A 26,035-nucleotide genomic window follows, 5' to 3' on the forward strand; every position below is an offset into this window, starting at 1 on the left:
TATGTGGGGGTGTAGCTCAGTTGGGAGAGCACCTGCCTTGCAAGCAGGGGGTCAAGAGTTCGAATCTCTCCATCTCCACTCGCGTAAGCTACGAAGCGCACCTTAAGCCCGTTGGGCTTTCGGTCACGGCGTTTCACGCCTATGCAGCCAGCTGAAAAACTGCTTATGGAAGCAAGCTTCCAACACAGTTTCCCATCTGTCTGCGCACGCTTCTGATTGCTGCGCGCATGTACCTTGAAAACTGCATATTGAATTATATCTAGATAATGAGTTTGAAGGATCAGTAATGATCTGGAGGACGAAATATCAAGACATCCGAGGTGTTACATCGCGAGATGTAACCAATAAAAAAACTGTAACTCGTTGGGAGATGACACTTTTGGTGGAATCGAACAACAACCTAAGACCAGAGATTCAACGCTATGAATCTTAGACAGATACCCGCACCCGCAGGTAGAAGTCGAATTGGTCAAGCTATAAAGAGCGCAGGGTGGATGCCTTGGCACTAAGAGCCGATGAAAGACGTGATAAGCTGCGATAAGTTTCGGGGAGGAGCAAATATCCTTTGATCCGGAAATTTCTGAATGGGGAAACCTGGCTGAGCAAACCTCAGTCGTCGTATGGTGAATACATAGCCATACGTCGGGAACCGCCTGAACTGAAACATCTAAGTAGGGCGAGGAAAAGAAAGAAAACTCGATTTCCAGAGTAGCGGCGAGCGAAATGGAAGGAGCCTAAACCAGAGCGCGTGCGTTCTGGGGTTATGGACTGCAATAAGTGAGCTGATTTGTTAGTGGAATGGTCTGGGAAGTCCAACCACAGGGGGTGAAAGTCCCGTACACGAAAGCAATAGGCAGCGAGCAGGATCCAAAGTACCGCGAGACACGAGAAACCTTGCGGGAAGTCGGGGGGACCACCCCCCAAGGCTAAATACTCCTTAGTGACCGATAGCGCATAGTACTGTGAAGGAAAGGTGAAAAGGACCCCGGGAGGGGAGTGAAAGAGAACCTGAAACCCTGTGTTTACAAGCTGTGGAACCACGTTAAAGGTGGAACCGCGTACTTTTTGTAGAACGGTCCGGCGAGTTACCTGTACTGGCAAGGTTAAGCACTAAAGGTGCGGAGCCGAAGGGAAACCAAGTCTTAATAGGGCCAAAGTCAGTATGGGTAGACCCGAAACCGGGTGATCTATCCATGTCCAGGTTGAAGTCACCGTAAAAGGTGATGGAGGACCGAACGCACATCCGTTGAAAAGGGTGGCGATGAGGTGTGGATAGGGGAGAAATTCCAATCGAACCCGGAGATAGCTGGTTCTCCTCGAAATAGCTTTAGGGCTAGCCTCGTATTAGTCTGCTGGAGGTAGAGCACTGAATTTCCTAGGGGGCGTCAAAGCTTACCAAAGAATATCAAACTCCGAATGCCAGCCAGATGATGTACGGGAGTCAGACGGCACGAGATAAGTTGGGTCGTCAAAAGGGAAAGAGCCCAGACCTACAGCTAAGGTCCCAAAGTGTGTGTTAAGTGGAAAAGGATGTGGGATTTCAAAGACAACTAGGATGTTGGCTCAGAAGCAGCCACACATTCAAAGAGTGCGTAATAGCTCACTAGTCGAGAGGTCCTGCGCCGAAAATGTCCGGGGCTGAAACACAACACCGAAGCTTAGGATTCATACTTAGTATGAGTGGTAGAGGAGCATTCTTAGAGGAATGAAGCAGTACCGTAAGGAGCTGTGGACTTTTAAGAAGAGAGAATGCCGGAATGAGTAGCGAGATGGAGGTGGGAATCCTCCAGGCCGAATATCTAAGGTTTCCAGAGTAAAGCTGATCTGCTCTGGGTAAGTCGGGGCCTAAGGCGAGGTCGAAAGACGTAGTCGATGGACAACAGGTTGAGATTCCTGTACCGCATATCATCAGAACTGTGGGGACACAGAACCGAATCCAAACCCGGGAATGAAAAGACCGGGGCAAGCACAGGACCAGTATGGCTGGCAAAACCGCCATGCAATGGGAGGGTGTGATGCGTACCGAACAAAAGTAGGGAAGTTGGAGTAGGGGCTGTCAAGAAAAGCCGCTATTGTGTGATATGTGCCCGTACCGTAAACCGACACAGGTGGATGAGGAGAGAATCCTAAGGCCGGCGGGAGAAGCATTGTTAAGGAACTCGGCAAAATGACCCCGTAACTTCGGGAGAAGGGGTGCCAGAGAGATCTGGCCGCAGAGAATAGGCTCAAGCAACTGTTTAGCAAAAACACAGGTCTATGCAAAACCGAAAGGTGAGGTATATGGGCTGACGCCTGCCCGGTGCTGGAAGGTTAAGAGGAGAGGTTAGCGCAAGCGAAGCTTTGAATTTAAGCCCCAGTAAACGGCGGCCGTAACTATAACGGTCCTAAGGTAGCGAAATTCCTTGTCGGGTAAGTTCCGACCCGCACGAAAGGCGTAATGATTTGAGCGCTGTCTCGACAATGCACCCGGTGAAATTGAAATACCAGTGAAGATGCTGGTTACCTGCGCCAGGACGGAAAGACCCCATGGAGCTTTACTCCAGCTTGATACTGGGATTCGGTCATGCATGTACAGGATAGGTGGGAGGCAATGAAGGAAGGACGCCAGTCTTTCCAGAGCCGCTGTTGGGATACCACCCTTGTGTGACTGGGTTTCTAACCTGCACCCGTGACCCGGGTGGGGGACAATGTCAGGTGGGGAGTTTGACTGGGGCGGTCGCCTCCGAAAGGGTATCGGAGGCGCTCAAAGGTTCCCTCAGAATGGTTGGAAACCATTCGCAGAGTGCAAAGGCATAAGGGAGCTTGACTGCGAGACCGACGGGTCGAGCAGGTAGGAAACTAGGACTTAGTGATCCGGTGGTATAAAGTGGGATTGCCATCGCTCAACGGATAAAAGCTACCCTGGGGATAACAGGCTTATCACTCCCAAGAGTTCACATCGACGGAGTGGTTTGGCACCTCGATGTCGGCTCATCGCATCCTGGGGCTGAAGTAGGTCCCAAGGGTTGGGCTGTTCGCCCATTAAAGCGGTACGCGAGCTGGGTTCAGAACGTCGTGAGACAGTTCGGTCCCTATCCGGCGTGGGCGTAGGATATTTGAGAGGAGCTGTCCTTAGTACGAGAGGACCGGGATGGACTGACCTCTGGTGTACCGGTTGGGTATCAAACCCATGGCCGGGTAGCCAAGTCGGGAAGGGATAAACGCTGAAGGCATCTAAGCGTGAAGCCCCCCTCAAGATGAGATATCCCATACGCAAGTAGTAAGACCCCTTGAAGACGACGAGGTAGATAGGGCAGAGGTGGAAGTGCGGTAACGTATGGAGCTGACTGTCACTAATAGGTCGAGGGCTTGACCAAGTTGGTTTAGGAAAGAGAAACAGAAAACGGATGATTCAATATGTGGTTTTGAAGGTATATGCAGGCATTGAGCATGGTGTTGCCTGGCATTGAACACTTAGTGAGGTATGCCGAACTTAGTGTGAAAGCCCACCTGCGAAACGAGCGCGTTCTATGCGCGACATTGAGCATGGTGTTACCTTATATAAGCGCGAGTGGCTCAGTTGGTGGAGTACGACCTTGCCAAGGTCGGGGTCGCGGGTTCGAGTCCCGTCTCGCGCTCTTATTAATGGCTGGAATTTCCTTGATTTTCAAGGGGTTTCAGCCTTTTGTATTTTCTATAAATTGAAGACAGTTGAAGACAGTGTTTCTTTTGCATATTTTAAGAAATGCTGGGAGAGTTCACCTCCTGCCTCATGCCCTTTATTTTTTAAGTCGTGCGGGTTTCCTATTTTGAAAGCCCGCTATTTGTTTACATAACTATAACTGCCGGAAGTACGCTATTATCCAGTTATTTAGGGGGAAGAGCGGGGGTTGGTAATGCTTGAGCATTTGACTTTTGGGTCAAAGCAGATGCAAATAGTTCTCATATCCTTCTGCGGGCATCTGATTCTTTGGAATAAATCTCAGAGCAGCGCTGTTAATACAATAGCGGAGTCCGCCTCTGTCAGAAGGGCCATCCTCAAACACATGTCCCAGGTGAGCATTGCTTTTACTGCCTCTTACCTCAGTCCGATGCATCCCATAACTAGTATCGGTTTTTTCTTTGATAGAGTCAGAGTTTATAGGTCTGGAAAAACTTGGCCACCCACAGCCGGATTCAAACTTGTCCGTAGATACAAACAAAGGCTCGCCAGATATGATATCCACATAAATACCTTCTCTGAATTCTTTATAATATTCATTCTGGAATGGCGGCTCGGTAGCATTTTCCTGAGTCACCCTGAACTGTATATCGGTTAACTGATCCTTTAATGGATTGTGTGCTTTTTCAGAAAAGGGTCTTCTAGCCCGCTCAAATGATATGGTAGGGATATGGCAATATCCGTCGGGATGATGGTCCAGATAGCGTTGATGATATTCCTCTGCAGTGGAATAATTATGGAGCGGCAGTGATTCTATCACAACCTTCTTATTATACCGTTCCTGTAATTCTTCAAGAGCCTCCTGTATCACTTCTAAATCTTCCGACTGTGTATAATAGATCCCTGTACGATATTGTTCTCCTCTATCATTTCCCTGCCTGTTGAGTGAAGTGGGGTCGATGACTTCAAAAAATCTTTCGAGCAATTGTTTTAATGTGATCAGGTCATTATCGTATACAACTTTAACTGCCTCTGCATGTCCGGTATTGTCGCGGCATACCTGTTCATAGGATGGATTTTTTGTTTTACCATTTGCGTAGCCTGTCTCTGTTTCCAGAACACCGGGGATCAGGGACAGATATTTTTCCACGCCCCAGAAGCATCCACCAGCAAGAACTATTGTATTGCTCATATGTGTTACCTCCTTAAATGGTTTTATTTTAATAGCATTGCATTGATAATCTGTATTTATTCCACATAAATTATAGTATTCAAGCAGCTAAATCGCAGTTAATATGTTATCATCATTAGAGATAACATTTTTAGCGGCGATTCCATGGCCTTGCCAAGTCCTTCCACAAAATGATTTAGTATACCTCTATTGGATGAAAAGAGCTGTCATTTCTTCCATATTCCACCTCCTGTGTTTTAAGTATAAACCACGACACGGTGTCAAAGTCAAGCAGAAAATCTATGCCCTGTTGTTGAATTTTTGATAAGCAGTAATGATAAAGTAGTGGTTTGAACACTTCAACACTGATATTTATATGGAATTTCTCAATGACATAAGTCAATACCATTTTCACTGACTGTAAACATTTCTGCAAAAGCCACATTCAAAGCAATCAAAAATGAGGTGAGAGGGCCGAAAATGAACTCTCCAATCGCTATAAGAATGTCTTTCGGATTGTACTTCAAAGTCTTGTTTTACTATACATTGTAATACCTACTAAAAAAATTAACACCTGAAAGCATCGAAATGCCATTCAGGTATTAATTATTCAGGTATATTGAAAATGTCAACAGCGTGGATTGGCAAATTGACAGAAAAAGAGTATACGTAGTCAAAATAAATTTTTGACGGCTTTAATACACCTTCTTCTAATCCAGACGATACTGTCGGTTTTGGAGTTTCACTAAATCAGCACTTTTGCGCCCACGGACTTTATCGCTGCTCGGGAATTGCACCCTGTCTTGAAGACATTTTTGATATTCAGTTGTTATTTCTTGTCAATTACGAAAAAACTATGTCGCAACCTCCTCAGATATGGTTAAAATTCAGGGTGGGATGAGTTCGCCACTCTGAATAATTAGAGTATTTAAAATGTTGCATTCGTGTAAAACCACTGAATGCAGACAGAAGTTCTTGCGCCGCCCTGTGAAGCAAATGTGTTTATCTGGCACATCGACCATAGGTTAGTAGCTGGGTCACGCTGCCTGATACGCATCCAATGCATTTCCTGAGAGTTACTGTAGACTGTGTCATCCACCACAACTGCTGTGGAAATGGTGGTATTGTTAAACGTCTGTGATTCGATGGATGCTCCATCATAAATACTGGTGCGTCTTATATCTGCCAGGACCGGTGCGGAGGTATCTGCTGCACGTACAGAGAGCCGTATCGATGCGGCAGATGTATACTGCGCTACTAAAATAAGTTTTCCGACAGGTACATTCACGGAGCTGCCTGACGTAGAGAGGTTTGCATTATAGTACTCAATATTGCCTTTCAAATTGGGACTGACTATTTCCTGGTCATGTGTTTTAAAGCTAATTTTATAGCTGGTTGGCGTGTTTTCTGTTTCAGTTATAGTCGGAGCAGGCCCGGTAACTCCTTGTGCGCCAGTAGGTCCGGTAGGCCCGATCTCTCCCTGAGCGCCAGTAGGCCCAGTAGGTCCGATCTCTCCCTGAGCACCAGTAGGCCCAGTAGGTCCGATCTCTCCCTGAGAGCCGGTAGACCCGGCAGGTCCGATCTCTCCCTGAGCGCCAGTAGGCCCAGTAGGTCCGATCTCTCCTTGAGCGCCGATAGGCCCGGTAGGCCCAATTTCCCCCTGAGCGCCAGTGGGTCCGGTAGGCCCGATTTCTCCCTGAGCACCAGTAGGTCCGACAGCACCAACATCTCCCTGAGCGCCGGTGGGTCCGGTAGGCCCGATCTCTCCCTGAGCGCCAGTGGGTCCGGTAGGCCCGATCTCTCCCTGAGAGCCAGTAGGCCCGGTAGGTCCGCTCTCTCCCTGAGCGCCAGTGGGTCCGGTAGGCCCGATCTCCCCCTGAGAGCCAGTAGACCCGGTAGGTCCGATCTCCCCCTGAGAGCCGGTAGACCCGGCAGGTCCGATCTCTCCCTGAGAGCCGGTAGACCCGGCAGGTCCGATCTCTCCCTGAGCACCAGTAGGCCCAGTAGGTCCGATCTCTCCTTGAGCGCCGATAGGCCCGGTAGGCCCAATTTCCCCCTGAGCGCCAGTGGGTCCGGTAGGCCCGATTTCCCCCTGAGCGCCAGTAGGCCCGGTAGGTCCGGAGGCACCAACATCTCCCTGAGCGCCGGTAGGCCCGGTAGGTCCGATCTCTCCCTGAGCACCGGTAGGCCCGGTAGGTCCGGCTTCTCCTTGTTCCCCGGTTGCTCCCATTGGTCCGATAGCGCCTTCCGGTCCAGGCTCGCCCCGGCATCCTTTTTCTCCCTGTGCTCCTTGTGGCCCTGTAACACCCTGAATCCCCTGTTCGCCGGCGGGTCCCTGTTCACCGATCGGTCCCCGCTCGCCCATATCACCCATATCGCCTTTTGGACCGGCAGGTCCCTGCAGCCCCATGTCTCCTTTGGGGCCGATCGGGCCGCGGTCCCCTTTAGGTCCAACTGGTCCCGGATTTCCCCGGACACCCTGAGTCCCTGGATCTCCAGGATCGCCTTTTGGACCTGCATCGCCCCGAATTCCCTGAAGGCCTCTTGGCCCGGCGGGACCAGCCATTCCTCTGGGGCCAATCGGACCAGGGCATCCCGGATCTCCTTTCGGTCCCTGAGGCCCGGCTATGCCCCGCTCTCCTCTGGGGCCTTGCGGCCCGATCGGACCAGGCGGACCTTCATAGCCTATAACATTTCCGTAGTCACCATAGCATGCGTCACATGCGTCTCCACAATTATTTCCTCTGTTAATGGAATTATATCTGCATCCGTTCACTGTCATATTCCTCCTGATTGACATGGCAATTGATAGTATTGCCATGCTACTAATCTTATTCAATATCAAAAACATTGAATCGCCTCACGATGTTATAGGTTATTGTATTCCCTGTCCAAGAGCAATGTTACCTTGTACGATTATTGATGCAAATCAAGGATGCAATGCTCTGTTTAGAGCAGTCATGATTTGTAACACGCTGTTCTTGGGAAGCTTGACAAGATTCCGGAAAAACAGTAAGGTTAAAGGTATACGGCAGCAAGCCAAGACATGGTTGACGGGATTGGAGATAAGATGATAAACAGGACATTATGTGCGGGACGGATTATTGAGGTTCTACCGGGAATCTATCGGATTCCGGTGCCGCTGGCCGGCAATCCGCTTAAGGAGCTGAACAGCTATGTGATAAAGGGAAACGGGAAGGGAGGCGGAGCCAAAAATCTTCTGATCGATACCGGGTTTCGTACAGAGGAATGTAGGACTACCATATTGGACGGGCTTAAAGAACTCGGAATTCATATGGAGGAGACGGATATCCTTCTGACCCATCTCCACGCGGATCATTCGGGAAATGCTGCCGATCTGATCTGTGACGGGAACCGGGTGTACATGGGAGAGACCGATATAAAATGCCTGTTAGGCAGTCGGCTGGAAGGGAGTGGGCGGAAGCCACACGCGGGTCAGTGGGAAGTGACGGACAGCCATAGTTTCGGTACACTTCACCGCCTGCGTATGGAACGTTACAGGCAGAACGGCATATCAAATGCGATGTTGGAAGAGATGAGCAGATCCACGCCTTCCCGAACCATGGCCGCGGATCCGATGTTTTCAGATTATACGCCGCTCAAGGAAGGGGATCGGATCCATGTGGGAGATTATCAGCTCAATACGATCTCTGTGCCCGGACATACTCCTGGTCAGCTGTGCTTTGAAATTGAGGGGACGGGAGCTATGATCCTGGGAGATCATGTACTGTTCGATATTACGCCGAATATTACGGATTGGGCCGGTGTGGAGGACTCCCTGGGCGATTATCTGGATAGCTTAAAAAAGATAGACAAATATGATGTAATGATCCCGCTGCCGGGACACAGGGCAGCAGGGGATTTTCACGGCAGGATCAAGGCGATATCAGAACATCACCAGAGGAGGCTTGACGAGTGCAGACAGATCATCCGGGAACTGGGACGGGAGAAGGGAAAGGCACGGCTTTATGATATCACCGGGCGGATGAAGTGGAAGATCCGGGCTGACGGCTGGGACAACTTTCCGCCTGCCCAGCGCTGGTTTGCGCTGGGGGAATGCCTTGCGCACATTGATTATTTGAAGCGGCAGGGACAGATTGGGGAGCACTGGGACGGAGGATCTGTCTGGTATGAGGCCTGATTGTGGAGTTGGAGCATGGCCTGAGTATGAGGCTGGATTATGGAGCTGGGGCATGGGGCTGAATAACGGCCCTAAAAATAGGAACAAGAAAGGCGGTGCGTTATAATTAAACTTGATAAAATTCATCATATTGCGATCATCGTGTCTGACTATGAGCGGTCCAGGGATTTTTATGTGAATAAACTGGGCTTTGAGGTCATTCGGGAAAATTACCGGGCGGATCGGGATGATTACAAATTGGATCTTAAGCTGGGAGACTGCGAGCTTGAGATATTTGGTATGAAAAACAGCCCGGCCAGGCCCAGTTATCCGGAGGCTTGCGGCCTGCGCCACCTGGCGTTTCGGGTGGACCGTATAGAGGACACAGTAAGGGAACTAAAGCTGCTGGGGATTGAGGTTGAGCCAATACGGATCGATGAATTTACCGGTCGGAAAATGACCTTTTTCGGGGACCCGGACGGGCTTCCATTAGAGCTGCACGAGTAACGCCGGAATAGGATTTCCAGTCCTTTCCTGTAGAATTTCCTGTATTTGTATGATATTATACTTTTGTAACAGAAATGTAATATTTGCGTAACAAAAGGAGGCAATACCATGAAGAAAACTATGATACAGGGACTTACAGCAGCGGCGGCTTTTGCCATGCTGGCGGCACAGCCAATGACGGCAATGGCGGCTACTTTGGGATATACGAGTGCGGGAAATGGTCAGTATAAGATCATTACCGGCGGAAAGCAGAATGTTGATATCAAAGAGCTGCTGGGGAATCTGAACGCAGACTGCGATATTCCGGGCGTTATCATTTCCGGAGGCAGCATTCAGGGCGGCAATTTCCCGGGGATCAATATTCCGGGCAGCAATGTACCGGACAACAGCCTGCCGACCCCGGAGTTCCCGACCCCGGATGGACCGGAAACCCCGGACCAGCCCAATCTTCCGGATGACGGTAATCAGGGCGGTACAAGCCAGGATGCATGGCTTAGCCAGATTGTTGACCTGGTGAATGCAGAGCGTGCCAAAGCAGGAGTGGCAGCCCTCTCTGTACATAATGGAGCAGCGAAGGCGGCTAAGGTGCGTGCGGAGGAGACCTCCCGCTCTTTCTCCCATACGAGACCGAACGGAAAAGACTTTTCCACCGCGCTGAAAGAGGCAGGGGTATCCTACAGCAGCGCAGGCGAGAACATCGCTTATGGGCAGAGATCTCCGCAGGCGGTTATGGATCAGTGGATGAACAGCGCGGGACATCGTGCAAACATTCTGAATCCTAACTTTACTGCAATTGGTGTCGGTCATTATGAGAGTTCCAATGGGACAAACTACTGGACACAGTTGTTTATCCGGTAATGAACTACTGAGAGTGTGTGATAATTGGGCTGGAAATGCGGATAAGTGCTTTACCAGCGTGAAAAGCTAAGAAAAAATGGCCGGTTGCAGGTTTTGATTCTGCAGCCGGTCATTTTATGTACCGGAATATCAGGTTTCGGAATATCAGGTTCTGGCGTTGTCGGCCGACTCGGGTTTACCGCCGGGAAGGCCGGTGATGTTGAGATTGTGATTTACTTTTGCGTCATAGGTCTGGGCTTTTAAGATCTCACGGAAGTCAATGCCGGTAGCTTCGGACATGGTGTCAAAGACCTGGTGCATGACCGTTGCGGTGTTGCCGGAGATCTGGCTGATGCCGGAGCCGTCCGCGCCGCTTCCTCCGCCGTAGATGTTCACCTTATCAATGGTGGACAGCGGTTTTGCGATCTCGGCAGCCATCTGCGGCATGATGTCAACCAGCATTTCCATGATGGCAGCATTGTTGTACTTGGCGTAAGCATCCGCTTTCTTCTCCATACCTTCCGCTTCTGCAAGGGCTTTCGCCTGGATGGCGGCTGCCTCAGCTTCACCTTTTGCCTGGATACCGGCTGCCTCCTGCTCTGCAGCATAGCGGCTGGCCTCCGCTCTGGCTTTCATGGCAGCTGCCTCAGCTTCAGCTTTCGCTCTCATGGCCTCTGCCTCTTTCTCCTGTTCATATTTCTTTGCCTCTGCTTCTCTCTGGCGTTTGGCCAGGGTAGCGGCGGCTTCCTGCTCAACCTTGTAACGCTCAGCATCAGCCTTCTTATTGATCTCTGCTTCCAGGGCCTGCTGCTGGATGGCAACTTCCTGCTTGCGCAGTTCGGCCTCGCGCTCCGCCTTGGCGATCTGGGCGTTCACGGTCGTGATCTGGATGGTCTTCTGCTGTTCCTGCTTCTGGATCTCGTAAGCGGCGTCTGCTTCTGCCCGCTTGGTATCGGCAGTTTTCTGCAGCTTCTGACTTCTTGATGGCAAGCTCATTGTTCCTTAGGGCGATCTCCGTCTCTGAAATGACGCGGGCATCGTTGGAGGATTTGTCTGCCTCCGCCTGTGCGATGGCGATATCCCGGTCCGCCTGGGCCTTGGCGATGGCGGCGTCCTTTTTGATCCGGGAGGTATTGTCCGCACCTAAGTCCTTGATCAGGCCGTTCTCATCGGTCACGTTCTGGATGTTGCAGGACAGGATCTCGATTCCCAGTTTATCCATGTCCTTGGAGGCTTTGGACATCACCTGGTCGGAGAAGGAATCCCGGTCGGTATTGATCTCTTTTAAGGAGAGGGTACCGATGATCTCACGCATGTTACCCTGCAGGGAATCCTGAAGATCCATAGTGATGTCGATGGCTTTCTTGTTTAAGAAGTTCTTTGCCGCCAGCTTGATCCCTTCCGGAGTCGGGGAGATCCTGACCTTTGCGACAGCGTCCACATTGACGTTGATAAAGTCATTGGTGGGCACGGATTGTTCTGTCTTGATATCCACCGTCATCTGCCCCAGATACAGGCGGTCCATACGCTCGAAGAACGGCACCCGGATCCCGGCGCGTCCGATAAGGATCTTGGAGTCCTTCTTCAGGCCGGAAATGATATAAGCCTGATCCGGCGGGGCTTTTACATACCCGCAGGCGAAGATCAGGATGATAAATAATACAACAGCAGCTATGCCAATGGTAGGAAATAAAAAGTCAAGCATAATGACTCCTTTCGTGATAAATATTCTGAATATAATATATTTTACAACGAATTGTATTACTTTGCAATCTCTTTTGTTAAAAAGTAAACAGCTTTAAGAGAAGCGTAAGAGAACGGAAAGAATTGTTAAATTTCCGATAGTACGCTTTTTGCTGTGGACCAGATTGTAATCTGATATATTGAAAAAATACGGTAAAAGAAAACTTTGGAGAAAGTCGATGCAGATATCCTGTACGCAGAAACTATCTCAAAATGCAGTGTGTTTTGGGCATTATGAGGATGTCAATGGAATCGATTACTGTGCCCAGTTGTCTGTCCGGTAAGAAGGATACGTAAAAAGAAAGTACAACGAACAGCAGTCGTCACGAAGGCGGATCAAAGATCTGCCGGAGGGCGGCTCTTTTTTGAATAAAATGTGAAAACAAGATTTTGTGATGGAAAAATAGAGAGTGTATCAAAATGAGACGTTGTCCTGTAAAAAATATCTAAAATAGATAAAATAATGTTAATAATGTACAAAATATATAATAAATACGACTAAAAATGAATAAAATAGGACATATTGCACAAAAACAAATTGCGTAGCACCATATTTGATGGTATACTATGTTCATGAGAAATTTAAGAATCTTAGCAGTAATTTAGCGGACAGGAGGAATATGCAGAATACGACAGAAACGCAGTTTATAAAAATTCTGGAGGCTGAACTTGTGAAAGCGCTTGGATGTACAGAGCCGATCGCGATTGCCTATGCGGGAGCGGTGGCGCGGGATTGCCTGGGTTCGGTACCGGAGGAGATGACGGTAAGCTGCAGCGGCAACATAATAAAGAATGCGAAAGCGGTTGTGGTTCCCATGACCCGTGGATTGAAAGGAATCGAAGCTGCCGCTATAGCGGGGGCGGTTGGCGGGGATGCCCGGAAAGGGCTGGAGGTTTTGACCGGAGTGACCGACGAGAATGTTTGCCAGATGACCCGGCTTCTGGAAAAGAAAATGTGCAGGGTGCAGCTTCTGGATACAGAGGAAAAACTCCACATCATCCTGGTGGCGAAGCAAGGAGATGACAGGGTGGAAGTAGAATTGATGAGGACCCATCTTGGAGTTATCCGGATTGAAAAAAACAGACAGGTTCTCTGGTCAGAAAAACCCAAAGAGGATGCAGGCGGGGTGGATTATTCCTGTTTAAATATGGATTCCATTTTTACATTTGCAACGGAAGTTCCCATTGGACAGGTTGAAGACCTGATGCGGGAACAGATATTATGTAATACCAGCATTGCACAGGCGGGGCTTTCCGGACATTACGGCGCAGAGGTGGGAAAGACGCTTTTGGAAGTATATGGAACGGATGTCTGGGTGAGGGCGAAGGCGGTGACGGCTGCCGGATCGGATGCGAGGATGAATGGCTGCGAGCTTCCTGTGGTGATCAATTCAGGCAGCGGCAACCAGGGGATGACGGTATCGCTGCCGGTGATCGAATATGCCGCCAGTTTAAAATGCAGCGAAGAACAGCTCTGCCGGGCGCTGGTGATGAGCAATCTCATTGCCATCTATCTGAAGTACCAGATCGGAAGGCTGTCTGCCTACTGCGGAGTGGTGACGGCGGCAGCCGGAGCAGGCGCCGGGATCACATATCTGATGGGTGGCAGCCGGCAGCAGATCGAGAAGACAGTTTTAAATACGCTTGCGGACACATCGGGGATTGTCTGTGACGGCGCCAGCGCATCCTGTGCGGCAAAGATAGCGACCAGTGTGGACGCGGCGGTTATGTCCAGCTATCTGTCCATGAATGGACATGCATTTTTACCGGGAGAGGGAATTGTAAAAGACAACCTTCAGAAAACGGTGGATGGAGTAATAACACTTGCAAAGGAGGGTATGAAGAAAACGGATGAAGTGATATTGGAAATCATGATACAGGATTAAAGGGTTTACTGAACAAAAACGGAAAGGATGGAAACGAAAGATGAAGAAAAGAATGATGAGTTGTGTATTGGCGGCGGTTATGGCGGCAGGATGTTTGGCAGGCTGCGGATCAGGCGGCGGACAGGCTGCGGAGACCGGAACAAAAACAGAACAGACGGCAGAGAAAGAGTCAGGCTCGAAAGAGGGGGCCGTGAAGATCGCAGTTGCCGGACCCATGACCGGAGACAACTCCGAATACGGGATCGGGTTCTACAATGCGGCAGAGCTGATGGCATCTCAGTGGAATGAAAAAGGCGGAGTGCTGGGAAGACAGATCGAGATCGTACAGTATGATGACAAGAATACCTCGGAGGAGGCCACAACCATCGCGCAGAAGATCGTATCGGACGGTGATATCAGCGGTGTGATCGGACATTTTGCATCGGGTGTCTGTATGACGGCGGCTCCGATTTACGAGGAAAACAAGATTGTTGAGATTTCTCCCTCATCTTCCCATCCGGACTACTCCCAGATCGGCGAGTATATTTTCCGGAACAATACAATTATCTCCAAAGAAGGAGCAGCTTCTGTGGACATTGCGGTCAACGATCTGGGAAAGAAAAACATCGGGATCATTTCAATCATGACGGACTGGGGAACCAATACTTCGGTTATCATCAAGGACCTGATTGAGGGCCTGGACGACCCGGATGTGAAGGTGGTTGCCCATGAGGAAGTGATGGAAGGCTCGGATGACTACACTCCGGCTATCACAAAGCTGAATGAAGCGGGCGCGGACGTTGTGATCTGCTGCGGAATGTACAATCTGGTGGCTCCGGTAGCAAAACAGTATAAAAATATTAACCCGGATATTGCCATCGTAGGTTTTTCAAATGCATACAGCCAGCAGCTGATTGAGCTTGGCGGCGAGGCGGTAGAGGATGTCTGCTTCCCGGTTATCTTTTTCTCTGAGTCAGATGATCCGGATGTAAAGGCTTATGTTGATAAGTTTACCGAGGTATACGGAAGTTCACCGTCGGCTCTGACTTCTCAGGCATATGATTCTGTTGGAATGCTCCTGACTGCGATCAAGGAAGCGGGCTCCACGGATTCTACGGCGATCAAGGACAAGCTGTATGAGATTGAATACAAAGGTGTTACAGGAGATACCAAGTTCGATTCACAGGGAGATGTGGATAAAGAGTTTACGAAAGTTACCATCAAGGACGGTAAATTCGTAAAAATGAACTAGTATAACAGACAGGGCGGCGGGGGAACTTCCCCCTCTGCTCTGCGGAAAGGTGACTACATGATTGCTCAACAGATATTTAATGGCCTTGCATTGGGAATGAGCTATGCGCTCATTGCAGTAGGGTATTCCCTCGTGTTTGGAATCCTGAGGCTGGTCAATTTTTCACACGGCGCTGTTTACGCGTTTGGTGCACAGATGGCGCTTGTATTTATCAGCATTAAATTTGGCATCATACCGAGTCTGCTGCTGAGTATCCTGCTGACAGGCGTGCTGGGAGTCGTGATAGACAAGATGGCTCTGGAACCTCTCAGAAAAAAGAAATCCATTCCGATTGCCTCTCTGATCACAACGATCGGAATCTCCAATATTGTGACCAATCTTCTTATTGCAATATTCGGAAGTGAGAAGCGTGCGTTCCCCTCCCTGTTTCATTTTGGAAATGTGCAGATCGGGAATATCGTGATCTCCTCTACACAGATTGGAATGTGCGTGGTTTCTCTGGTATTGATGCTGGTCCTGGTCGGGATTGTATTCTGCACGAAGACGGGGCTTGCAATGAGGGCATCAGAGCAAAATCCCAAAGCTGCAAATTTAATGGGAATCAATGTGAACCTTGTTATTTCCATCACGTTTTTCCTGAGCGGCGTCTCGGCGGCGATCGCCGGTTCCCTTGTGGGCAGCTACTATCAGATCGTATATCCCAATATGGGATTTATGGCGGGACTTAAAGCCTTTGCGGCGGCAGTTCTGGGCGGAATCGGAAGCCTGCCGGGGGCGATCGTCGGGGGACTTATCGTGGGGATCTCCGAGTCGATGGCGGCCACCATGCTGGGGTCAACCTATCGGGACTCGATGGCTTTTATCATCCTGATTCTTGTTTTGATTGTAAGACCAAACGGGCTATTCGGAAAGAAAGGGATTACAAAGGTATAGAATATGGCAGATAGACAGAATGAAAAACACAGCTATTTATATCAGTTTGAATATTTTATGGTAAAAAACCGGAAGTTTTTGCTGATTGCCCTTGCGCTTATTGTGTGCCTGCTTCCGAAGCTCAATAATAACCAGTATTTTCTGACGGTGCTGGTGAAGATGGCGGTGTATGCCATGTTCGGATTGGGACTGAATATCCTGACGGGCTATACGGGGCTTGTTTCGCTTGGACATGCCGGGTTTGTGGCGGTTGGCGCTTATACGGCTTCTCTCTGTGCGGTCAAGCTGGGATGGGGATTTTTCCCTTCCTTTCTTTTAGGTATGCTGGTGGCCGGTGTGGTTGGCATACTTTTGGGGCTGCCAACCCTGAGACTTACGGGAACGTATCTTTCGATCGTCACACTGGGCTTTGGCGAGATCATCAAGATGATCACCATGAACTGGTCCTCCGTGACCAACGGGACCCTGGGAGTAAAAAACATTCCCAAACCGGAGTTGTTTGGAATAAAACTCACAATCGCAAACCACGGACTGTATTACCTGGTTGCGGTGATGCTGTTGGTTTGTACGCTGTTCTGCATCGTACTGGTGAAATCCAGGACGGGAAGGGCTCTGCAGGCGATCAAGGGAGATGAGCTGGCCAGCGTGATGATGGGGATCAACACGACCTATTATAAAATCCTGGCGTTTGTTATCTCCGCCTGTATCTGCGCGGCTGCAGGAGCCTTATATGCCACACTGATCGGATACATAGATCCCAACACCTTTAACTTCGATGTATCCACCATGATCCTGTCGATCGTGATACTTGGAGGAATGGGGACGATCCGGGGCATGTTCCTCGGCGCGGTGATCCTGATTGGATTGCCGGAGGTTTCCCGGTTCCTGATGTCATACCGGTTTGTACTTTACGGAGTGATCCTGGTGGTAATGATGCGGTTCCGTCCCCAGGGACTCCTGGGCTGGAAATCCCAGATGCCCTACAAGCTGTCCAGGAATGTTGAGATGCAGCTGAAAACGATGAGTACAGAGGAGGCAGGAATCAATGGCTGAGAAAGGATATTTATCTGTACGTGGAATACGCAAACAGTTTGGCGGTATCGTGGCGGTTGACCAGGTCAGCTTTGATGTCAACCGGGGTGAGGTTGTTTCTATCATCGGGCCCAACGGAGCGGGGAAGACAACAGTGTTTAATATGCTGACCGGTGTTTACCAGGTGGATGAAGGAACCATTACGTTTAACGGAGCGGAGATCCAGAACCAGAGGCCGCAGAACATTGTCAAGGCGGGAATGTCCAGGACATTCCAGAATATCCGCCTGTTCCCGGATATGCGGGTGATCGAAAATGTGCTTGTGGGCGCACATATAAAGACCTCCTACTCCCTGGTCGATTCTATTTTCCGAACCGGCAGGTTCCGGAAGGAGGAGGACGAAAAGGTCCTGCAGGCGATCCGGCTTCTGAGGTCTGTGGGACTGGAGGAGAGAAAGGATGACTATGCGTCCAACCTGCCCTACGGCGACCAGAGAAAGCTGGAGATTGCCAGGGCCATAGCCACGGGCGCCCAGTTGATCCTGCTGGACGAACCGGCTGCCGGCATGAATCCAAAAGAGTCGGAGGAGCTGATGCTGTTTATCCGCTCGTTAAAGCAGCAGGGATACACAATCCTGCTGATCGAGCACGATATGAGCGTTGTCATGAACATTTCGGACCGCATCTATGTGCTGGATCATGGAAAACCGATCGCGCAGGGCGTTCCGTCTGAAATCGCGAACAATGAACGGGTTATTGAGGCTTATCTGGGAGGTGTGCATACGGATGCTGAAGATTAACAATTTGAATACATACTATGGTCCGATACACGCGCTCAAAGGTGTGAATCTGGAGATCAAACAGGGCGAGATCGTTTCCCTCATAGGCAGCAACGGAGCAGGCAAGTCAACGCTGTTAAACACCATCGTCGGTTTGGCGAGATCCTCGGAGGGAAGCGTGGAGTTTATGGGAAAGGATATTACGAACCCGTACTCCCATATGATGACCAGAATGGGAATCAGCATTTCACCAGAGGGGCGGGAGGTTTTTCCGGCGCTGACTGTGGAGGAGAACTTAAGGCTTGGTGCATATACGGTGAGCGACAAACAGCAGATCGCGGACAGCTACGAGCGCGTTTACCACATTTTCCCCAGGCTGAAAGAGCGTGTGAAGCAGACGGCCGGCACACTTTCCGGCGGGGAGCAGCAGATGCTGGCGATCGGCAGGGCGCTTATGTGCAATCCGAAATTACTCCTGTTGGACGAGCCGTCCCTGGGACTGGCGCCCAACTTTGTATTGATGATTTTTGATTTGATACAGGCCATAAACCTGCAGGGCGTGACCATTCTTTTGATCGAGCAGAATGCCAATATGGCTTTGAAAACCTCCAACCGCGCTTATGTGCTGGAAAACGGCAGGATTGCCATGTCCGGCAATGCAGAAGAGATTGCAAATGACCCGAGAGTTAAGAAAGCATATCTGGGTCTGGGATAGAAAAGGAGAGCAGAATGAAGAAGATAATCAACAAACCGATGGATGTGGTGTCGGAATCCCTTCAGGGGATGGAGCTGGCGCATCCGGAACTGGAGTATACGCCGGGAGCGGAGGTGATCTCCAGAAGAGAAAAGGGAGACAAGGTAGCGGTCATTTCCGGAGGAGGCGCCGGGCATGAGCCTGCACACGCGGGCTATGTGGGAAAAGGAATGCTGGATGCCGCCGTGGCAGGCAATGTATTCTCATCTCCAAGTCCGGACCGGATCGGCGCGGCCATCGAGAAAATGGATGCAGGGAAAGGCGTGCTGCTGGTTATTAAGAACTATTCGGGGGATATCATGAATTTCGGCATGGCTGCCGACCTGGCGGAAGCGGAAGATGTTGAGGTGGAGAGCGTTGTGGTGAAAGACGATGTGGCTGTCCCGGACAGCACCTATTCCACAGGGAGACGCGGGATCGCAGGAACGGTGTTCGTACATAAGATCGCCGGAGCGATGGCTGAGCGGGGCGGAAGCCTTAAGGAGGTCAAAGCGGCGGCAGAGAAAGCCATAGCCAATATCCGCAGCATGGGGATGGCGATGACCCCGTGCACACTACCGGCAGTGGGAAAGCCGGGATTTGTCTTGGGCGATGATGAGATCGAGATCGGAATGGGCATCCATGGGGAGCCGGGAGTAGAGCGGACCAATATCAAGAGCGCAAAAGAAGTGGCGGAGATTCTTCTGGAAAAAATATTAGCCGATTATGATTACAGCGGATCAGAGGCGGCTGTCCTGGTCAATGGCCTTGGCGGTACGCCGCTGATGGAACTGTACATCCTGAATATGGAGATACAGAAATTATTGAAAGAAAAAAATATCTGCGCCTACAAGACACTGGTGGGCAACTATATGACAGCAATCGATATGACGGGGTGTTCCCTCACATTGATGAAGCTGGATGACGAATTGAAGACATTGTTAGATGAACCGTGCGATACCCCGGCATGGAAAATGAACTGAGGAGGCCATACGATGGGATTTGAACTTACGAGCAGAGATTATGCGGAATATATCCGCCGTGCATACAGCCTGATTCACGAAAATGGGGAATATGTCACAGAACTGGATTCGGCAACCGGTGACGGAGACCACTGGTCCAATATCAATATGGGATTTGAAAAGCTGGTGGAGCGGTCGGAGGAGCTGGCAAAACTGCCGGTAAGTGATGCGCTGAAAGAGATTGGAAAAACCATGATGGCAGTGATCGGGGGTTCCTCCGGAGTCCTGTACGGCTCTGCGTATCTGGCGGCGGCAAAGGCGGTTAAGGGCAGGGAGACACTGGACGGGCAGGGCGTCTGCGATGTTCTGGAAGCCATGCTGAACGCGATCATGTCCCGGGGACAGGCCCAGGAAGGGTGGAAAACCATGATCGACAGCCTTGCACCGGCGGTCAAGGCGTATAAGGCGGCGCTTGCGGAGGGAAAAGACGAAAAAGAGATCTGCGGGTTAGTAAAGCGTGCAGCCATCGACGGAGCTGAAAACACAAAAAATATGGAAGCGGTCAGGGGAAGGGCGACTTACCAGGCCAATAAAGGCCTGGGTCACTTAGACCCGGGGGCAGTGACCATGTCTTACCAGATCAGCACGCTGATGGATTGTATAGAAGAAAAATTATAATTATTTCATTTAAAGGAGGTACAGGGAATGTACAGCAACACACCAGAGGACAGAGGGCAGCATATCAAAGATTTGAGGGATGCGATCGAACACCGCGCAACATGGTTCTACTACATGTTTACGGAGGCAAAGAAACGGGGGCTGGACAGTGAGTTTGCACATGAGGCGATTAAAAAATGCGGCAATTTCCACGGGGAGACAAAGTACACGCAGACCAGCGATTTAAAGGCGTTTGAAAAAGAGTTTGCCACTGAGAATGTGAAGAACATCTTCCAGATGGATACCTGCTGCACGGACAGCCAGATGGATGTCACCTTCCATTACTGCCCGCTGGTAGCGGCATGGAGAAAGCTGACTGATGATGAGGAACTGATCGCTGAGATGTGTGAGATCGCGATGGACGGTGACAGAGGAATCTGCGCACAGTTTAAGGATTTCAATTTCCACCTGGGAAAGACAATCGCAAAGGGCGATGACATCTGCGAAGTGACATTTAAGAAAAATTAAGCAGCTTTGAATCTTAGCCAAAGAGGGACACTGTCAATGTGCAGTATCCCTTTTTGGCGTATCTGCTGTGGAAGGAGCGGGATTATGGATACCAGTCTGCTTGGATTGATCAGGAATTACACCAACCATCTGGCAAAGATACTGTCGGATACTCTGGATACGGACATTCTTATCATAGATACAAATATGCACATTGTGGGAAGTGCGTTTAAATATCTGAACCTCTATACGGATATTCATTTTGGGACGCTGATCTCCACGATCATCCTGGAGAACCGGAATCTGATCGTAGAGGATAAAAGCAGGATGCAGGGCTGCCGCAAATGCAGCCAGTTCAGGGAGTGCAAAATGAGCAGCTTTGTCGGTGTGCCCATACGATATGAGAATCAGGTGATTGGCGCGCTGGCGCTGATCCTGACGCGGCACCGGGCCAGGTTTATGTTTGAGAGTCTGGATTCTACGGTTTCATTCCTGGAGAATTTTGCGGATTTGCTTGCCAACAAAATTGAAAATGAGACGAGGACCATAGGTCTGGAGAACCGGCTGAAGGAAGTCGAAAATATTATGGACAAGATGCTGGAAGCGGTGGTTTATACGGATTATTACGGGAATATCGTCCATGTAAACCAGAGGTTCTGCGATGTTCTGCACTATGACAGAAGGCTGGATAGTGGAAATATACGTGAAATATTTCCGTATCAGATTATCCAGGACTATTTTTTGAACTATAAGGATCTCAGCAATGAGCGCCTGACGTTTGAGCAGGACGGACAATTTTTCCATGGGGTAGTATCCAGCGCCAAAATCTATCTCAGTGCGGCGGAGTTCGGAACGCTGTTCTATTTCCGGCCCCAGTCAGACTTTGTCAAGCGCATTAATATATCGGAGCAGGGCTCTCTGGTGACATTTGAGTGGATGCAGCAGTATTTTCCACAGGAGGAATTAAAACGAATCGAGGAGAAAGCCGGGGAGAGCAAAAATCTGCTGATCCAGGGTATGGATGTGGAGCTGGGCCTGCTGCTTGCAAAGGCGATCTTTAACAGCTCGGAGCGGAACCTGCATGACCTGTATGTGATCTATGCAGACAACCTGTACCGGGAGCTGCTGCGCATCTACATGCTGGATGAATACGGCATTCTGCGGAACGCAGACAATTCAACAGTGGTGGTCGTGCAGCCGGAACGGCTTCCGCTCTATATCCAGCGGAAGCTGGCTGAGTTTATGAAGACCGGAAAAGTAAAATTTGCCAAATATACCGTGCGGTCCAATGTGCGTTTTCTGTTCTGCACGGACGCGGAGTTGGAGCCGCTGGTGGAAAGCCATATGTTTTCCATGGAGCTGTACTGTCAGCTTGGAGGAAACCGAATCAGTTTTGAACGCTTCTCCCAGGACAGCGCTCTTTTTCACAAATATGTGCTGTCTGGATTTGATTTTTACAAAAAGATCTACCGGAATAAAAATGTGGAGTTCTCCGGGGAGGCGGTAAAGTATCTGCGGCAGAGATATGAGGAGCTGGGGATGCATTTTGTGGAGACGCTTCTGGAAAAAACGGCGGCAGAGTGCACCGGGAAAGTGACGTGCAGAGAACTGGAACCGATTGTGAGCCACTGCCGGGAGGGGAAAGACTTCTGTGATCTGGAACAGACTGCGAAGGGACAGATACAGGAAATGCTGAGAAAGGGATACCCGAAAAGCCAGATAGCCGATACGCTGGGGATCTCACGGGCCACCCTGTACAGGAGAATCCGGGAATACAGCGAGGACAGCCATAAGGAAGACAGCGGCAAAGCCGGTTGCGGTCAGGACGGGATTTCGATATAATGGTAGACAGTACAGTGGAGAAAAGAGGAGGAGACTATGCTGCGTATTATCATTTCCCCGGCTAAAAAAATGAATGTGGCTGACGATTATCCGGTGGAGGCATCTGTGCCGCGTTTTTTGGAGATGTCAGAGGCGCTTAGGGATTATCTGCGCGGGTTGGATTATGGGACGCTGAAGGAGATCTGGAAATGCAATGACAAGATTGCCGGACTGAACTGGGAGCGCCTCCGGGATATGGACCTGCAAAGGAGGCTGACGCCGGCTGTGTTCGCTTATGAGGGAATCCAGTACCAGAGCATGGCGCCGGGAGTACTGGAACGGAGTGCGCTTGACTATATTGGAGAACATCTCTATATTTTGTCGGGATTTTACGGGATTCTGCGGGCATTTGACGGTGTGGTGCCATACCGTCTGGAGATGCAGGCCCGGCTGGCCTGGGAGCAGGAGAGCGGAGCTGTGAGCAGTCTGTATGATTACTGGGGTGACAGATTGTACCGGGCGCTTGCAGCGTGTCCGGAGATGGACGGAAGCGGGGCGGCGGGGCAGCAGGCAGGCGGAAACGGGATCACTGTTGTGAACCTGGCTTCAAAGGAATATAGCCGGGCGGTGGAGCCGTGGCTGACGCCGGAGGTGCGGTACATAACCTGTGTGTTTGGCGAGATTGAGGCTGGGAAAGGGATTGTGCGCGGGAGCGAAGCGGAACAACAGGGCGGAGCCGGGGATATGCAGAGGGTAAAGGTCAAGGCGACCGCGGCGAAGATGGCACGCGGCGCCATGGTGCGGTTCATGGCGGAAAACCAGGTGCGTGAGCCGGAGCAGCTGAAGGCCTTTGACCGGATGGGATACCGGTATCTGGAGCATTTGTCCGATGACAAAACCTATGTATTCGGGACGGAATAAAATGGGGGATGACAGGGGCGGCAGCCCGCCGTCTGACCGTCTGCCGGCTCCGGAGAATTTCAGGAGAAATTCGCCATTTGCTTGACGGAACAGCGGAATAACGGTTATACTAAAAAATACGGCAATTGCACGGGGCGGAAGCCGCAGTCTGCGGTCTCCGCCCTGTGTTGCGGCGGATATAAAACAGAGCTAATACATTACAGAAAGAAATTTGGGGGAAACCATTTATGGAAGTACGAGAGCAATTCAAATCACGGCTGGGATTTATCCTGATCTCCGCAGGCTGTGCCATCGGCATCGGCAATGTGTGGAGATTTCCCTATGTGGTGGGCAACTACGGCGGAGGGATCTTTGTATTTTTTTACCTGATCTTTCTGATAACGATGGGCGTGCCCATACTGTCCATGGAATTTGCGGTAGGACGGGCCAGCAAAAAGAGCACGATCCTGTCCTATAAGGTGCTGGAGAAGCCGGGGCAGAAGTGGCATATCCACGGCTATGTGGCCTGGGCGGGCAATTTCCTTTTAATGATGTTTTATACCACGGTGGCAGGCTGGATGCTCGCCTATCTGGTGAAGTTTGCGAAAGGTGATTTTGCGGGACTTGACCAGGCGGCCATTGAAGGGGCGTTTGACGGTCTTTTGGCGAGACCGGCGGAGCTTGGCATATGGATGGTGATCGTGGTGGTCACCGGCTTTATCGTCTGCTCGGTGGGCCTTCAGAAAGGCGTGGAGAGACTGACCAAGGGTATGATGATCGGGCTATTGGGTCTGATCCTGGTGTTGGCGGTCAACAGCTTGCTGCTTCCGGGCGGCATGGAGGGGGTCAGATTCTACCTGCTGCCGGACTTTGGGAAGATGAAGGAGATCGGCGTTGCCAATGTGATCGTGGCGGCGATGAACCAGGCGTTCTTTACCCTGAGCGTGGGTCAGGGCTCCATGGAGATATTCGGGAGCTATATGGACCGGAAGCATTCTCTGATGGGCGAGTCTCTTCAGATCGCCATGCTGGATACTTTTGTGGCGGTGGTCGCAGGGTTGATCATTTTCCCGGCCTGCTTTTCCTTCGGGGTGAATCCGGGCAGCGGGCCGAAGCTGATCTTTATCACTCTGCCCAACGTATTCCGGGAGATGGCTGGGGGACGGATCTGGGGGACCCTGTTCTTCCTGTTTATGACGTTTGCGGCCTTTTCCACGATCCTGGCGGTGTTTGAGAACCTGATGGCCTGCTGTATGGAGCAGCTTGGATGGAACCGGAAACGGACGGCGCTTGTCAATGGCATCCTGATGATCCTTGCATCTCTTCCCTGTGTCCTGGGCTTCAGCCTGCTTTCCGGGTTCCAGCCTCTGGGGGCGGGGAGCACGGTGCTGGATCTGGAGGATTATATTGTCAGCAACCTGCTGCTGCCGGGCGGATCTCTGGTGTATCTGCTGTTCTGTGTGAGCCGTTATGGCTGGGGATTCAAGTCTTACCAGCAGGAGGCAAACTTCGGCGCGGGCGTGAAGGTGGCAAACTGGATGCGGGGATATTTCACTTACGTCCTTCCGGTGCTGGTGGCGTTTATCTTAATCTGGGGATTGATAAAATAGAGTTTAGCAGGTAATATAGAGGTATTGCTGAAAGGAGAAAGCTGTATGACAAAAGCATATGAGAGATTGATGGACTGTTATCAGTGTTTTAAAGAGAAGATCGACTTTACGCCGAAGGTGGCGCTGATCCTTGGCTCGGGGCTGGGGGATTATGCGGATAGTATCCGGATCGAGGCTACACTGGATTATCATGATATCAAAGGATTTCCGGTATCTACGGTCAGCGGTCACAAGGGCCGTTTTGTGTTCGGGTACGTGAATGACGTGCCGGTGGTCATCATGCAGGGAAGAGTGCATTATTATGAGGGGTACGCCATGGAGGACGTGGTGCTGCCGACCCGGCTGATGAAGATGATGGGGGCGGAGATTCTGTTCCTGACCAATGCGGCAGGTGGAGTGAATTTTGATTTCCAGGCAGGTGATTTTATGATGATCACGGACCAGATATCGAACTTTGTGCCGTCACCGCTCATCGGGCCGAATATTGAAGAGCTGGGCGAACGGTTCTGTGACATGAGTGAGATCTATAATAAGGAGCTGTGCGGTATTCTGCGCGGGACTGCGGCGGATCTGGGGATCTCCCTTAAGGAGGGAACTTATATCCAGCTCACCGGGCCGAATTTTGAGTCTCCAAAGGAAGTGAAGATGTGCCGGATCCTGGGAGCGGATGCGGTTGGCATGAGTACGGCCTGCGAGGCGATCGCGGCAAATCATATGGGCATGAAGATCTGCGGTATTTCCTGTATCTCCAATCTGGGCTGCGGGATGACCGACCAGCCTCTGAGCCACGAAGAAGTGAAGGAGACGGCGGACCGGGTTGCACCGCTGTTTAAGAAATTGATCACGGAGGCTGTGACCCGGATGGGAAGCTGCTGAGGAGTGAGAGGCTGACCGGATATGAGAAAGCTAAGCCGGCGGAAATGCCGGAAATAATTATGTGGGGGTA

The 26,035-nt window shown here is 50.6% G+C and carries 20 protein-coding genes, 2 tRNA genes and 1 rRNA gene; 19 read left to right on the forward strand and 4 right to left on the reverse strand.

Going from position 1 to position 26,035, the window contains the following annotated elements:
- Positions 1-5 precede the first annotated feature (5 nt).
- The 3 genes from AB1I67_RS09445 to AB1I67_RS09455 all read left to right on the forward strand — a co-directional run bounded on the left by AB1I67_RS09445 (position 6) and on the right by AB1I67_RS09455 (position 3,617).
- A tRNA-Ala gene (locus tag AB1I67_RS09445) sits at positions 6-78 on the forward strand.
- A 389-nt stretch (positions 79-467) separates the two neighbouring features.
- Positions 468-3,356 (forward strand): 23S ribosomal RNA (locus AB1I67_RS09450).
- 188 nt (positions 3,357-3,544) lie between these two features.
- A tRNA-Gly gene (locus AB1I67_RS09455) sits at positions 3,545-3,617 on the forward strand.
- A 282-nt stretch (positions 3,618-3,899) separates the two neighbouring features.
- Here the strand turns inward: AB1I67_RS09455 and msrB are convergent.
- Together msrB and AB1I67_RS09465 are read right to left on the reverse strand one after the other, a co-directional pair.
- Positions 3,900-4,832 (reverse strand): peptide-methionine (R)-S-oxide reductase MsrB, encoded by a 933-nt coding sequence (msrB, locus tag AB1I67_RS09460; protein WP_367029621.1) that lies wholly within the window; start codon positions 4,830-4,832, stop codon positions 3,900-3,902.
- A gap of 1,395 nt (positions 4,833-6,227) precedes the next feature.
- A complete protein-coding gene (locus tag AB1I67_RS09465) occupies positions 6,228-7,391 on the reverse strand; it encodes a hypothetical protein (RefSeq protein ID WP_367029622.1) in 1,164 nt (387 codons plus the stop codon).
- Positions 7,392-7,881: 490 nt separating this feature from the next.
- Between AB1I67_RS09465 and AB1I67_RS09470 the strand changes: the two genes are divergently transcribed.
- The 3 genes from AB1I67_RS09470 to AB1I67_RS09480 all read left to right on the forward strand — a co-directional run bounded on the left by AB1I67_RS09470 (position 7,882) and on the right by AB1I67_RS09480 (position 10,317).
- Positions 7,882-8,973, forward strand: a complete 1,092-nt coding sequence (locus AB1I67_RS09470; protein ID WP_367029623.1) for an MBL fold metallo-hydrolase — start codon at positions 7,882-7,884, stop codon at positions 8,971-8,973.
- A gap of 105 nt (positions 8,974-9,078) precedes the next feature.
- Positions 9,079-9,459, forward strand: coding sequence for a VOC family protein (locus tag AB1I67_RS09475; protein ID WP_367032594.1), 381 nt, complete (start codon positions 9,079-9,081; stop codon positions 9,457-9,459).
- A gap of 108 nt (positions 9,460-9,567) precedes the next feature.
- Positions 9,568-10,317 carry a CAP domain-containing protein gene (locus tag AB1I67_RS09480; protein WP_367029624.1) on the forward strand — a complete coding sequence of 250 codons (750 nt, stop codon included), beginning with the start codon at positions 9,568-9,570 and terminating at the stop codon, positions 10,315-10,317.
- Positions 10,318-10,461: 144 nt separating this feature from the next.
- Here the strand turns inward: AB1I67_RS09480 and AB1I67_RS09485 are convergent, their stop codons facing one another.
- Positions 10,462-11,172 (reverse strand): flotillin domain-containing protein, encoded by a 711-nt coding sequence (locus AB1I67_RS09485; protein WP_367029625.1) that lies wholly within the window; start codon positions 11,170-11,172, stop codon positions 10,462-10,464.
- Positions 11,078-12,001 carry a flotillin family protein gene (locus tag AB1I67_RS09490; protein WP_367029626.1) on the reverse strand — a complete coding sequence of 308 codons (924 nt, stop codon included), beginning with the start codon at positions 11,999-12,001 and terminating at the stop codon, positions 11,078-11,080. Before AB1I67_RS09490 ends, AB1I67_RS09485 begins: the two co-directional genes overlap by 95 nt.
- A gap of 658 nt (positions 12,002-12,659) precedes the next feature.
- Between AB1I67_RS09490 and AB1I67_RS09495 the strand changes: the two genes are divergently transcribed.
- The 13 genes from AB1I67_RS09495 (at position 12,660) to AB1I67_RS09555 (ending at position 25,965) form a co-directional block, all read left to right on the forward strand.
- A complete protein-coding gene (locus AB1I67_RS09495) occupies positions 12,660-13,925 on the forward strand; it encodes an L-serine ammonia-lyase, iron-sulfur-dependent, subunit alpha (protein WP_367029627.1) in 1,266 nt (421 codons plus the stop codon).
- A 40-nt stretch (positions 13,926-13,965) separates the two neighbouring features.
- Positions 13,966-15,156, forward strand: a complete 1,191-nt coding sequence (locus AB1I67_RS09500) for an ABC transporter substrate-binding protein (RefSeq protein ID WP_367029628.1) — start codon at positions 13,966-13,968, stop codon at positions 15,154-15,156.
- Positions 15,157-15,213: 57 nt separating this feature from the next.
- Positions 15,214-16,089: a branched-chain amino acid ABC transporter permease gene (locus AB1I67_RS09505; RefSeq protein WP_367029629.1), complete on the forward strand. Its 876-nt coding sequence runs from the start codon at positions 15,214-15,216 to the stop codon at positions 16,087-16,089.
- Between the two features lie 3 nt (positions 16,090-16,092).
- Positions 16,093-17,142, forward strand: a complete 1,050-nt coding sequence (locus AB1I67_RS09510) for a branched-chain amino acid ABC transporter permease (RefSeq protein ID WP_367029630.1) — start codon at positions 16,093-16,095, stop codon at positions 17,140-17,142.
- The gene (locus tag AB1I67_RS09515) at positions 17,135-17,920 is read left to right on the forward strand and encodes an ABC transporter ATP-binding protein (RefSeq protein WP_367029631.1); all 786 of its coding nucleotides are present in this window, start codon (positions 17,135-17,137) and stop codon (positions 17,918-17,920) included. Before AB1I67_RS09510 ends, AB1I67_RS09515 begins: the two co-directional genes overlap by 8 nt.
- On the forward strand, positions 17,907-18,614 hold the full coding sequence (locus AB1I67_RS09520; RefSeq protein ID WP_367029632.1) for an ABC transporter ATP-binding protein: 708 nt from the start codon (positions 17,907-17,909) through the stop codon (positions 18,612-18,614). Before AB1I67_RS09515 ends, AB1I67_RS09520 begins: the two co-directional genes overlap by 14 nt.
- Positions 18,615-18,628: 14 nt before the next feature.
- On the forward strand, positions 18,629-19,615 hold the full coding sequence (dhaK, locus tag AB1I67_RS09525; RefSeq protein ID WP_367029633.1) for a dihydroxyacetone kinase subunit DhaK: 987 nt from the start codon (positions 18,629-18,631) through the stop codon (positions 19,613-19,615).
- Positions 19,616-19,627: 12 nt separating this feature from the next.
- Positions 19,628-20,272, forward strand: a complete 645-nt coding sequence (gene dhaL / locus AB1I67_RS09530; RefSeq protein WP_367029634.1) for a dihydroxyacetone kinase subunit DhaL — start codon at positions 19,628-19,630, stop codon at positions 20,270-20,272.
- A gap of 27 nt (positions 20,273-20,299) precedes the next feature.
- On the forward strand, positions 20,300-20,779 hold the full coding sequence (locus AB1I67_RS09535; RefSeq protein ID WP_367029635.1) for an L-2-amino-thiazoline-4-carboxylic acid hydrolase: 480 nt from the start codon (positions 20,300-20,302) through the stop codon (positions 20,777-20,779).
- Positions 20,780-20,863: 84 nt separating this feature from the next.
- Positions 20,864-22,600, forward strand: a complete 1,737-nt coding sequence (locus AB1I67_RS09540; RefSeq protein ID WP_367029636.1) for a GAF domain-containing protein — start codon at positions 20,864-20,866, stop codon at positions 22,598-22,600.
- A gap of 36 nt (positions 22,601-22,636) precedes the next feature.
- Positions 22,637-23,500 carry a peroxide stress protein YaaA gene (yaaA, locus tag AB1I67_RS09545; protein ID WP_367029637.1) on the forward strand — a complete coding sequence of 288 codons (864 nt, stop codon included), beginning with the start codon at positions 22,637-22,639 and terminating at the stop codon, positions 23,498-23,500.
- Positions 23,501-23,727: 227 nt separating this feature from the next.
- Complete coding sequence (locus tag AB1I67_RS09550; protein ID WP_367029638.1) at positions 23,728-25,089, forward strand: sodium-dependent transporter; 1,362 nt, start codon at positions 23,728-23,730, stop codon at positions 25,087-25,089.
- A 45-nt stretch (positions 25,090-25,134) separates the two neighbouring features.
- Entirely contained in the window at positions 25,135-25,965 is an 831-nt protein-coding gene (locus tag AB1I67_RS09555) for a purine-nucleoside phosphorylase (RefSeq protein WP_367029639.1), read from the forward strand.
- Positions 25,966-26,035 lie beyond the last annotated feature (70 nt).

This window comes from Clostridium sp. AN503, assembly GCF_040719375.1.
Classification (GTDB): Bacteria; Bacillota; Clostridia; order Lachnospirales; family Lachnospiraceae; genus Brotaphodocola.

What these genes read in the sequence shown, in the direction of transcription:
- msrB (WP_367029621.1), bottom strand. Translation starts at nt 4,832, where the DNA reads ATGAGCAATACAATAGTTCTTGCTGGTGGATGCTTCTGGGGCGTGGAA.
- AB1I67_RS09555 (WP_367029639.1), top strand. Translation starts at nt 25,135, where the DNA reads ATGACAAAAGCATATGAGAGATTGATGGACTGTTATCAGTGTTTTAAA.
- AB1I67_RS09490 (WP_367029626.1), bottom strand. Translation starts at nt 12,001, where the DNA reads ATGCTTGACTTTTTATTTCCTACCATTGGCATAGCTGCTGTTGTATTA.
- AB1I67_RS09540 (WP_367029636.1), top strand. Translation starts at nt 20,864, where the DNA reads ATGGATACCAGTCTGCTTGGATTGATCAGGAATTACACCAACCATCTG.
- AB1I67_RS09495 (WP_367029627.1), top strand. Translation starts at nt 12,660, where the DNA reads ATGCAGAATACGACAGAAACGCAGTTTATAAAAATTCTGGAGGCTGAA.
- AB1I67_RS09515 (WP_367029631.1), top strand. Translation starts at nt 17,135, where the DNA reads ATGGCTGAGAAAGGATATTTATCTGTACGTGGAATACGCAAACAGTTT.
- AB1I67_RS09500 (WP_367029628.1), top strand. Translation starts at nt 13,966, where the DNA reads ATGAAGAAAAGAATGATGAGTTGTGTATTGGCGGCGGTTATGGCGGCA.
- AB1I67_RS09550 (WP_367029638.1), top strand. Translation starts at nt 23,728, where the DNA reads ATGGAAGTACGAGAGCAATTCAAATCACGGCTGGGATTTATCCTGATC.
- AB1I67_RS09510 (WP_367029630.1), top strand. Translation starts at nt 16,093, where the DNA reads ATGGCAGATAGACAGAATGAAAAACACAGCTATTTATATCAGTTTGAA.
- AB1I67_RS09535 (WP_367029635.1), top strand. Translation starts at nt 20,300, where the DNA reads ATGTACAGCAACACACCAGAGGACAGAGGGCAGCATATCAAAGATTTG.
- dhaL (WP_367029634.1), top strand. Translation starts at nt 19,628, where the DNA reads ATGGGATTTGAACTTACGAGCAGAGATTATGCGGAATATATCCGCCGT.
- AB1I67_RS09505 (WP_367029629.1), top strand. Translation starts at nt 15,214, where the DNA reads ATGATTGCTCAACAGATATTTAATGGCCTTGCATTGGGAATGAGCTAT.
- dhaK (WP_367029633.1), top strand. Translation starts at nt 18,629, where the DNA reads ATGAAGAAGATAATCAACAAACCGATGGATGTGGTGTCGGAATCCCTT.
- yaaA (WP_367029637.1), top strand. Translation starts at nt 22,637, where the DNA reads ATGCTGCGTATTATCATTTCCCCGGCTAAAAAAATGAATGTGGCTGAC.
- AB1I67_RS09520 (WP_367029632.1), top strand. Translation starts at nt 17,907, where the DNA reads ATGCTGAAGATTAACAATTTGAATACATACTATGGTCCGATACACGCG.
- AB1I67_RS09470 (WP_367029623.1), top strand. Translation starts at nt 7,882, where the DNA reads ATGATAAACAGGACATTATGTGCGGGACGGATTATTGAGGTTCTACCG.
- AB1I67_RS09480 (WP_367029624.1), top strand. Translation starts at nt 9,568, where the DNA reads ATGAAGAAAACTATGATACAGGGACTTACAGCAGCGGCGGCTTTTGCC.